The 802-nt window shown below is 67.8% G+C and carries 2 pseudogenes; both read left to right on the forward strand.

Annotation, left to right across the window (positions count from 1 at the left end):
- Positions 1 to 252: pseudogene (locus tag BQ7477_RS11920) on the forward strand (ComEC/Rec2 family competence protein); the annotation flags it as partial.
- A gap of 214 nt (positions 253 to 466) precedes the next feature.
- Positions 467 to 802, forward strand: a pseudogene (locus BQ7477_RS10870) (DNA polymerase III subunit delta); the annotation flags it as partial.

The following is an 802-nucleotide window of genomic DNA, read 5'->3' on the forward strand; positions in this document are numbered from 1 at the left end:
CTGTCGGGCGCCCTCCTCGCTCCGATCAGCCCTCCCACGTCGAGCGCCTGCGCGCACGTCGCCTCCTGGGCGACCGGCTGGATCGCCGACTGTGCACGTTTCTTCGCCGCTTTGCCCGGTTCGAGAACGCAGGTGCCTGGGGGAGTGGGAACTGTGCTGAGCCTGTACGTGTGCGTTGGTGTCGGCTGGGCTTCGTGGCGCGCGTGGCAGCATTGGGTGCGTCCACTCGTGGACGAGGCCGGGGAACTTTGAGCGACCGGTGACACGCGCCCGGGTTTCCACGGAGACCTCGGCGTGTGATCGCTCATCGCATGTCAACACGTACCTGCGTGAGTTGTGCCCATGCAGTGTGCAACGTGGGTGACACCTGCCACGGCTTGTGTCCGCCCAGGGCAAAGGCAGACGCAGATGAGCGCCCGCGGTGGCAGACTTAGGGAGTTACTATCGCGTCGAAAGGCAGGCAGACGTGGCAGCACGCGGATCGCGCCCGGCGGCACCAGCCCAGATCACGCTGGCGCCCATCGTGTTGATTAAGGGGCCCGAGGGGCTCCTCGTCGACCGTGCCCTCGACCGGCTGCGCACCCTGGCCTACCAGGCCGACCCGAACCTGGAACGCACGGACATCAACGCCGCCACCTACCAGGCGGGGCAGATTGACGTCATCGCCTCGCCCTCCCTGTTCGGCGAATCCCGCATGGTCATCATCCGGGACCTGGAGACCATGAGCGACGCGCTCGCCGCCGACCTCATCGCCTACGCGGCCGCCCCCGCGCCCGACGTATGGCTGTTCCTCGCGCACCCG

Source organism: Actinomyces bouchesdurhonensis, from assembly GCF_900128465.1.
In the GTDB taxonomy this organism is placed as follows: domain Bacteria; phylum Actinomycetota; class Actinomycetes; order Actinomycetales; family Actinomycetaceae; genus Pauljensenia; species Pauljensenia bouchesdurhonensis.